Consider the following 8,979-nt stretch of genomic DNA (forward strand, 5'->3'; position numbering starts at 1 on the left):
GGGCCCGCCGCCGTGCCGCGGTGTGCCGTCCCGTACGAAGGTGGCGAGGCGGGCCCCAGCTCGCCGGGCGCGTGCGCTCGCTGGCAGGGATCACGGCGCTGCTCGCGCTCGGCCAGACGGTGCTGCACACCCTGTTCGGCCTCGGCCAGCACGGTACGACCGCCGTCACGGCCTCGGTACCTGCGGGCGGAAGCGACGCCGCGCTGGTCCAGCAGGCCGCGCGGTTCGTGTGCGGCACAACGACGGCGGCCATCAGCCCGGCGCAGGCGCAGAGGATCCTCACCGAAGCCCGGGTCCAGCCGTCCCCGGGGACGCACACGCATCTGGCCCCGGGCGCCGTGTCCGGCTCGTCGGCCTCGCTGTGGCCGTCCCTGCCGATGCTGCTCGGCCACGTCCTCGCGGCCCTCGCCGCCGGCTGGCTGCTACGCCACGGCGACCTGGCCCTGCTGCGGCTCACCGAACTGTCGGCGCAGGGAGTCGCCGAGGGGGCGCTCGTTCGCTCCCTGCGGGCGGCTCTCGCACTGGTTCGCGCCCTGCGCGCCGGGCTCCCGGGAACCCCGGAGGCCCATCCGCAGCCGGCGCACACCGCGCGGCCCGCGCCCCCGATGCCTCGCACCATGGCGCTCCAGCACTCGGTGATCCGGCGCGGTCCGCCGGTCACCCCGGCTTCCGCAGCCGCACTCGCCCTCGCCGCCTGACGCGACGCGACCACGACCACTCCGCTGATGCGGAGGAGGGATTGCCGTCGTGCGGCACGCGCGTGGGCGCGCATCCCTCCTTCCTCATCCAGACCGACTCACAGCGGAGTGCTCCTTCCATGAAGGCTTCCCGTATCGTCGCGGCCGGTGCCGCCGCCGGTATCACCGTTCTCGCCCTGTCCGCCCCCGCCTTCGCGCACGTCAGCGTGCAGCCCGAGGGCACGGCCGCCAAGGGCGGCTACGCGGTCATCGACTTCAAGGTCCCCAACGAGCGCGACGACGCCTCCACCACCAAGCTCGAGGTCAACTTCCCCACCGACCACCCGCTGGCCTCCGTCATGCCGGAGCCCATGCCGGGCTGGAAGATCGAGGTCACCAAGTCCAAGCTGGACAAGCCGCTGGAGATGCACGGCGAGAAGATCACCGAGGCTGTCTCCAAGGTCACCTGGACTGCCGACGGCAAGGGGATCGAGCCCGGCTACTTCGAGAAGTTCCCGCTCTCCGTCGGCCAGCTGCCCGAGGACACCGACCAGCTGGCCTTCAAGGCCCTGCAGACGTACTCCAACAAGGAGGTCGTCCGCTGGATCGAGGTGCCGCAGGAGGGCAAGGAGGAGCCCGACAACCCGGCCCCGGTGCTGGAGCTGTCGGCGGCCTCCGCGGACGGGCATCACGGGTCTGCGGCCGATGAGGACTCCGACGCCACGTCGGCCGAAAAGGCCTCCGCCGACACCGCCGCCTCCGACTCCGCCTCCTCCGACGGCACCGACACCACCGCCCGCGTGCTGGGCATCGTCGGCATCGTGGTCGGCGCCGCGGGCGTCGCCTACGGAGTGCTCGCCGGGCGCCGGCGGTCCAACGCCTGAGGCTGCTTCCGTTGACGGCGCGCACCGGATCCCCGCCTCGTACAGGGGCATCCCGGTGCGCGCCGGGTCACCGACAACTGGGACATTTTTCTATGCGCACCAAGACCTTCGCCGCGGCCGTACTCCTGGCCGCCGCCTCCCTGACCCTCACCGCCTGCGGCAGCGGCGACGACAGCAACAAGCCCGTCGCTGTGGTGTCGGAGGAGGCCGGCGCCGACAAGGCCGCCACCGTCCTCGACAAGCCGTTCGAGAAGCCTGACCTGGTCCTCACCGACACGCAGGGCAAGAAGTACGACCTCCGCAAGGAGACCGCGGGCAAGCCCACGCTGCTCTACTTCGGCTACACCCACTGCCCCGACGTCTGCCCGCTGACGATGAACAACATCGCCGTCGCCAAGAAGCAGCTGCCCAAGGCCGAGCAGGACGAACTGCGCGTGGTGTTCGTCACCACCGACCCCAAGCGCGACACCTCGGCCGAGCTCGGTAAATGGCTCAAGGGCATCGACAGCCGGTTCGTCGGCCTGACCGGCGACTTCGCGACCATCCAGGCCGGCGCCCGCACCCTCGGCATCTCCATCGAGCCGACGCGCAAGGACAAGAACGGCAAGCTCGTCTCCGAGCACGGCACCCAGGTCATCGCGTTCTCCCCGAAGACCGACCGTGGCTATGTGCTCTACGGCGAGGACGCCACCGTCGACGACTACACCAAGGACCTCCCCAAGATCATCAAGGGGGAGAACCCGTGAGGCGGCGACTCGGCCCGGCGGCCCTGGTCATAGCCGGAGCGCTGGCCCTGGCGGGCTGCGGCGACTCGGGCGACTCCGGCGACAGCGGCTCCGGGAAGGCGGAACTGTCCGCCGGCTCCGCGTACATGCCGCAGCCGGTCTCCGACGACATGGCGGCCGGCTTCCTCACCGTCACCAACAAGGGCGGCGCCGCCGACGAGCTGACCTCGGTCACCAGTGACATCGCCGGGCAGGTCACCGTGCACGAGACCGTCGACGGGGCAATGCAGGAGGTCAAGAGCCTCAAGATCCCCGCGGGCGGCCGGCTGGAGCTGAAGAGCGGCGGCGACCACCTGATGTTCGAGCAGCTGAAGAGCAAGCCGAAGGAAGGTCAGACGGTCTCCGTCGAACTGCACTTCGCCCACTCCGGCCCAATGAAGGTCGAGATGCCGGTGAAGCCCGCGACCTACACCCCGAAGACCGGACACTGAGGGAGGGACCCCTGTGACGCAGACCATCGCCCCCCGCGTCCGGACACTGGTGCTGCTGCTCCTGGCCGCGGCCTGCGCACTCCTCGCCGGAGCCGGCCCGGCCTCCGCGCACGCCGCGGTGACCGGCAGTGACCCCGGGCAGGGGGCGGTGGTCGACAAGGCACCGGCCCGGATCACGCTCACCTTCTCCGAGCAGGTCGCGCTCTCCGACGACTCGCTGCGCGTACTCGACCCCGAGGGCAAGCGCGTCGACACGGCCGAACCGGCCAACGTCAGCGGCACGACGTACGCTGTGCCCCTGCACTCGGGCCTGCCCGACGGCACGTACACGGTGGCCTACCAGGTCGTCTCGGCGGACAGCCATCCCGTCGCCGGCGCCTACACCTTCTCCATCGGCGCCCCCTCCAAGACGTCCGTGTCGGTCTCCGAGCAGTCGACCGACGACGGGGTCGTGGGATGGCTGTACGGCTTCGGACGGTACGTGTCGTACGCCGGGTTCATCGTGATGGCCGGCGGCGCCGCCTTCGTGCTCGCCTGCTGGCGGCGCGGTTCCGGGGTGCGGCCGGTGCAGCGGTACGTCGTCTCCGGATGGGTCGCGCTCACCGCCTCGACCCTCGCCCTGCTGCTTCTACGCGGCTCCTTCACGGGCTCCGGGAAGGTCTCCGACATCTTCGACCTGTCCCTGCTCGGGCAGGTCCTCCAGACCAAGAGCGGTGCGGCCCTGGTGTCCCGGCTGCTGCTGCTCGCCGCGGCGGCCCTCTTCATCGCCGTGCTCTTCGGTGCCTACGACAAGCGGGAAGACGCCGAGGAGAAGCGGGACCTGACCTTCGGGCTCTCGATCGGCGGCATCGTGGTGGCGGCCGGGCTCGCGGCGAGCTGGGCGATGTCCGAGCACGCCTCGGTCGGCCTCCAGGCGGGCATCGCCATGCCGGTCGACGTGCTGCATCTGCTGGCCGTCGCCGCCTGGCTCGGCGGACTGGGCGCGCTGCTGGTCGCCCTGTACCGCGCGCCCGCCGACACACCCGTCGACGCACCGGCCGTACGCCGCTTCTCTCAGGTCGCCTTCGGCAGCGTCCTCGCCCTGATCGCGACCGGGACGTACCAGTCCTGGCGTCAGCTCGGCTCCTGGTCGGCCTTCACCGACACCCGTTACGGCCAGCTTCTCCTGGCCAAGATCGCCCTCGTGGTCGTCCTGGCCGGCGTCGCGTGGATCTCGCGCCGGTGGACGGGGCGGCTGGCGGAGACGGTGCCGGTGGAGGCACCTGCGGTACGGGAGAAGGAGCGGGTCGGCGCGGGGGCGGAGACCGCGGGTGACGCGGACATCGCCGCCGTCGGCGACGGAGAAGCCCCCGTGAAGGGAGAGGGCGAGGGCGAGGGCGAGGGCGAGGGCGACAGTGGACTCGACACCGACGAGCGCCCCGGCTCCGAACGCGCCGCGCAGCTCGCCCGGCAGCAGGCCGCCCGGGACACGGCCCGGCAGAAGCGGATCCGGGACGCGGACCCGAACCGCTTCGGGCTGCGCCGCTCCGTGCTGACCGAGGCCGGAATCGCGGTCGTGCTGCTCGCCGTGACCACCGTCCTGACACAGACCGAGCCGGGACGCACCGAGCAGGAGGCCAAGGCGGCCACCTCGGCCTCCGCATCCTCCTCCGCCGACACGGGCGCGTCCGGGGCACTGACCCTGAACATGCCCTTCGACACCGGCGGCGAGGACGGCAAGGGCATCGTCACCATCGACGTCGACCCCGCCCGCGTGGGCGGCAACGAGATGCACGTCTACGTGGAGCGGCCCAACGGCCGGGCCTTCGACATCCCCGAGGTGAAGGTCGAGTTCACCCTGACATCCAAGGACCTCGGGCCCCTGCCCGTCGTCCCCGACCACATCGCTACCGGACACTGGTCGGCGAACGGAGTGCAGATCCCCATGGCCGGGGACTGGCAGGTCGACGTGACCGTGCGGACCTCCGACATCGACGAGGTGACCGTCTCCAAGAACGCGCAGATCGGCTGAATGACCATGCCTGACCAGTCTCTTCCGAAGACCCGCACCCCCGAGGCCACCACGGGCGAGAGCGAAGCGGCCCCCGCCCAGGAGGGCATCTCACGACGGCGGCTGCTCGGCACCGCAGGCGCCACCGGGATCGTCCTCGGCACGGCGGGCGCCGCCGTGGGCTACGCCGCCGCACCCTCCGAAGCAGCCGCTCCGCTCACCTCGCTCGGCACGGACCGGGCGATGTTTCACGGGAAACATCAGCCCGGCATCACCGACGGCCTCCAGGCACGCGGCCACCTCGTGGCCTTCGACCTGGCGGCGGGCGCCGGCCGCAAGGAGGCCGCCGCCCTGCTCCGCCGCTGGTCGGACACGGCCGGGCGGTTGATGGCGGGCGAGCCGGGCGGCCGCGCCGACACCGACGTGGCCCGCGACGCCGGCCCCTCGTCGCTGACGATCACCTTCGGCTTCGGCCACAGCTTCTTCGCCCGGACGGGTCTGGATAAGCAGCGCCCCACCGCCCTGGACCCGCTGCCCGAGTTCTCCTCCGACCACCTCGACAAGAATCGCAGCAACGGCGATCTCTGGGTGCAGATCGGCGCCAATGACGCCTTGGTCGCCTTCCACGCCCTGCGCGCGATCCAGAAGGACGCGGGCCGGGCGGCCAAGGTCCGCTGGCAGATGAACGGCTTCAACCGCTCACCGGGCGCCACTTCCCACCCCATGACGGCCCGCAACCTCATGGGCCAGATCGACGGCACCCGCAACCCGAAGCCGAACGAGACCGACTTCGACCAGCGCGTCTTCGTCCCCGAGAAGGGCGAGCCGGCCTGGATGGCCAATGGCTCCTACGCCGTCGTACGCCGGATCCGCATGCTCCTCGACGACTGGGAGCAGCTCTCCGTCAGGGCGCAGGAGGACGTGATCGGGCGCCGCAAGTCCGACGGGGCGGCGCTGTCCGGGGGCACGGAGACGACGGCGATGGACCTGGAGAAGACGGACGCCAAGGGCAACCTGGTGGTCCCGATCAACGCCCACGCCCGCATCACCCGGCCCGACCAGAACGGCGGCGCGGCCATGCTCCGCCGCCCGTTCTCCTTCCACGACGGCATCGACACCGACGGCGTGCCCGACGCGGGTCTGCTCTTCGTCTGCTGGCAGGCCGATCCCCTGCGCGGCTTCGTGCCGGTGCAGCGCAAGCTCGACCGCGGCGATGCCCTGTCACAGTTCATCCGCCACGAGTCGAGCGGGCTGTTCGCAGTGCCCGGCGGGGCTGCGGAGGGCGAGTACGTGGGGCAGAAGTTGCTGGAGGGGTGAGAGTTCACCCGTGTGTGGGCCTGTGGGGGATAGTGCTTCCGCGGGCCCATTAGGGTGAGGTCATGCCAGCGAGCTACGCGTATCTCGGTCCTGAGGGCACCTTCACCGAAGTCGCCCTGCGCACGCTTCCCGAAGCCGCCACCCGGGAGCTCATCCCGTACGTGTCCGTCCAGTCCGCGCTCGACGCGGTACGCGGCGGCGAGGCCGAGGCCGCGTTCGTGCCGATCGAGAACTCCGTCGAGGGCGGCATCACCACCACCCTCGACGAGCTGGTCGCCGGCGCGCCGCTGATGATCTACCGCGAGGTGCTGCTGTCGATCACCTTCGCGCTGCTGGTCCGCCCGGGCACGAAGCTGTCGGACGTCAAGACCGTCTCCGCCCACCCGGCCGCGCAGCCGCAGGTGCGCAACTGGCTGAAGAAGCACCTCCCGGACGCCCACTGGGAGTCAGCCGCCTCGAACGCGGACGCCGCCCGCCTGGTCCAGGAGGGCCAGTACGACGCGGCCTTCGCCGGTGAGTTCGCGGCCGCCCGCTACGGCCTGGAGGCCCTGGAGACCGGGATCCACGACGCGGAGAACGCCCAGACGCGGTTCGTGCTCGTGGGCCGTCCGGCCCGGCCCGCCGCGCCGACCGGCGCGGACAAGACCTCGATCGTGCTGTGGCAGCGCGACGACCACCCCGGCGGGCTGCGCGACCTGCTCGGCGAGTTCGCCACCCGCGGTATCAACCTGATGCTGCTCCAGTCCCGGCCCACCGGCGCGGGCATCGGCAACTACTGCTTCTGCATCGACGCCGAGGGCCACATCTCCGACCGCCGGGTGGCCGACGCCCTGATGGGCCTGAAGCGGATCTGCCTCCAGGTGCGCTACCTCGGCTCCTACCCGCGCGCGGACATGCAGCCGGGGGACGTGCAGCCGCCGCGGCTGGGGACCTCCGACGAGGAGTTCGCGGGGGCGGCGGACTGGGTCGCGCGCTGCCAGGACGGGCGTTTCTAGACCAGGTTCCGAGCCCGTGCCCGGCCGGTCGTACCTGCTGCTTGTCGTTATCCACAGAAGTTATCCACAGGCCCGCTTCTCGACCTGGGGACAAGTCGACAACGAAGCGCGAGTCAGTCGACATATCGTTCTACAGGCCCCTGATGCGTCCATCACCGGGCAGATCACCCTTCGTCCACCGTTTCCCCTTCCGTAACTCTTCGGGGTGCCCCATTTCCACTCGAAAGTGAGGGCAGAGCGGGTTTACAGCGGGATTCATGGTGTGGTCGAGCTGTCCGGAGAGGTCAATTCTGCAGTCCACAGATCTTGCACACAGCCTGTGGATAACTCTCGCCCGGGGCGTGGACCCCTGTGGACAACCGAAGCCCAAGTCCCGTTTCCCGCAAGGGATTCGAGTCAAGGCGGCGCCCATCGGATGCCTCGTTCCAGGGAGAGGCACCTCCTGTATTGACACTGTGCGCAATTCACCCATAACGGTACGTAAGTAGCCATCGGAATAGTGAGTCGTGGGCGGTCACCCCGCACCGGTAGCCTTGGGCGCGTGATTGACCTTCGCCTGCTCCGTGAGGACCCCGACCGTGTGCGCGCGTCGCAGCGCGCCCGTGGAGAGGACGTCGCACTCGTCGACGCCCTCCTGCTTGCCGACGAGAGGCGAAGGTCGTCCGGCGTCCGCTTCGACGAGCTGCGCGCCGAGCAGAAGGCGCTCGGCAAGCTCATCCCCAAGGCGGCCGGCGACGAGAAGGCCGAGCTGCTGAAGAAGGCGGGCCAGCTCGCCGCCGACGTCAAGGCGGCCGACGCCGAGCGCGACGCCGCCGCGACCGAGACCCAGGAGCTGCTCCAGCGGCTCGGCAACCTCGTCCACCCCGACGTGCCCGTGGGCGGCGAGGAGGACTTCGTCACCCTCGAGAAGCACGGCACGATCCGCGACTTCGCCGCCGAGGGCTTCGAGCCCAAGGACCACCTGGCGCTCGGCCAGATCCTCGGCGCGATCGACGTCGAGCGGGGCGCCAAGGTCTCCGGCTCGCGCTTCTACTTCCTGACGGGCGTGGGCGCCCTTCTGGAGCTCGCCCTGGTCAACGCTGCGATGGCGCAGGCCACCGTGGCCGGCTTCACCCCGATGCTGACCCCCGCGCTGGTCCGCCCCCAGTCCATGGCGGGCACCGGCTTCCTCGGCCAGGCCGCCCAGGACGTCTACCACCTCGCCGACGACGACCTCTACCTGGTCGGTACGTCCGAGGTGCCGCTCGCGGCGTACCACATGGACGAGATCCTCGACGCCGACCGCCTCCCCCTGCGCTACGCGGGCTTCTCGCCCTGCTTCCGCCGCGAGGCCGGCTCGCACGGCAAGGACACCCGGGGCATCTTCCGCGTGCACCAGTTCGACAAGGTCGAGATGTTCTCCTACGTCGCTCCCGAGGACTCGCAGGCCGAGCACCAGCGCCTGCTGGAGTGGGAGAAGCAGTGGCTGACCTCGCTGGAGCTGCCGTACCGCGTGATCGACGTGGCGAGCGCCGACCTGGGCGCCTCGGCCTCCCGCAAGTTCGACTGCGAGGCCTGGATCCCGACCCAGGGCAAGTACCGCGAGCTGACCTCGACCTCGGACTGCACCGAGTTCCAGTCCCGCCGCCTGTCGATCCGCGTCCGTGACGGCAAGCAGGTCAAGCCGCTGGCCACGCTCAACGGCACGCTGTGCGCCGTTCCCCGCACGATCGTGGCGATCCTGGAAAACCACCAGCAGGCCGACGGCTCGGTACGCGTGCCCGAGGTGCTGCGCCCGTACCTGGGCGGCCGGGAGGTCCTGGAGCCGGTGGCGGCCAAGTGAGCGACACGGCTTCCCCGGGGGGCTTCCCGTACCGGCTCGTCGCCACCGATCTCGACGGGACGCTGCTCACCTCCGACG

Annotated in this window: 8 protein-coding genes; all 8 read left to right on the forward strand. The window is 70.8% G+C overall.

The genetic code is table 11. From position 1 onward, the window contains the following. A partial coding sequence (locus ABZ281_RS24765) for a hypothetical protein (RefSeq protein WP_356658770.1) occupies positions 1 to 698 on the forward strand: 698 nt, incomplete at its 5' end. Positions 699 to 817: 119 nt separating this feature from the next. After that, positions 818 to 1,561, forward strand: a complete 744-nt coding sequence (locus ABZ281_RS24770; RefSeq protein WP_356658772.1) for a YcnI family protein — start codon at positions 818 to 820, stop codon at positions 1,559 to 1,561. Positions 1,562 to 1,653: 92 nt separating this feature from the next. Next, positions 1,654 to 2,307 (forward strand): SCO family protein, encoded by a 654-nt coding sequence (locus ABZ281_RS24775; protein WP_356658774.1) that lies wholly within the window; start codon positions 1,654 to 1,656, stop codon positions 2,305 to 2,307. Next, positions 2,304 to 2,777 carry a copper chaperone PCu(A)C gene (locus ABZ281_RS24780; RefSeq protein ID WP_356658776.1) on the forward strand — a complete coding sequence of 158 codons (474 nt, stop codon included), beginning with the start codon at positions 2,304 to 2,306 and terminating at the stop codon, positions 2,775 to 2,777. The genes ABZ281_RS24775 and ABZ281_RS24780 overlap by 4 nt, the downstream gene beginning before the upstream one ends. A gap of 13 nt (positions 2,778 to 2,790) precedes the next feature. Next, positions 2,791 to 4,788: a copper resistance protein CopC gene (locus tag ABZ281_RS24785; RefSeq protein WP_356658778.1), complete on the forward strand. Its 1,998-nt coding sequence runs from the start codon at positions 2,791 to 2,793 to the stop codon at positions 4,786 to 4,788. Positions 4,789 to 4,794: 6 nt separating this feature from the next. After that, positions 4,795 to 6,084 (forward strand): iron uptake transporter deferrochelatase/peroxidase subunit, encoded by a 1,290-nt coding sequence (efeB, locus tag ABZ281_RS24790; RefSeq protein WP_356658784.1) that lies wholly within the window; start codon positions 4,795 to 4,797, stop codon positions 6,082 to 6,084. A 62-nt stretch (positions 6,085 to 6,146) separates the two neighbouring features. Then, positions 6,147 to 7,079 (forward strand): prephenate dehydratase, encoded by a 933-nt coding sequence (gene pheA / locus ABZ281_RS24795; RefSeq protein WP_356658780.1) that lies wholly within the window; start codon positions 6,147 to 6,149, stop codon positions 7,077 to 7,079. Positions 7,080 to 7,620: 541 nt separating this feature from the next. Then, on the forward strand, positions 7,621 to 8,901 hold the full coding sequence (serS, locus tag ABZ281_RS24800; RefSeq protein WP_356658782.1) for a serine--tRNA ligase: 1,281 nt from the start codon (positions 7,621 to 7,623) through the stop codon (positions 8,899 to 8,901). Positions 8,902 to 8,979: the final 78 nt, after the last annotated feature.

Origin of the sequence: Streptomyces sp. NPDC006265, from assembly GCF_040613555.1 — a bacterium.
Taxonomy (GTDB): domain Bacteria; phylum Actinomycetota; class Actinomycetes; order Streptomycetales; family Streptomycetaceae; genus Streptomyces.

Coding starts and splice junctions, on each gene's coding strand:
- ABZ281_RS24775 (WP_356658774.1), top strand. CDS start 1,654: ATGCGCACCAAGACCTTCGCCGCGGCCGTACTCCTGGCCGCCGCCTCC.
- ABZ281_RS24770 (WP_356658772.1), top strand. CDS start 818: ATGAAGGCTTCCCGTATCGTCGCGGCCGGTGCCGCCGCCGGTATCACC.
- pheA (WP_356658780.1), top strand. CDS start 6,147: ATGCCAGCGAGCTACGCGTATCTCGGTCCTGAGGGCACCTTCACCGAA.
- efeB (WP_356658784.1), top strand. CDS start 4,795: ATGCCTGACCAGTCTCTTCCGAAGACCCGCACCCCCGAGGCCACCACG.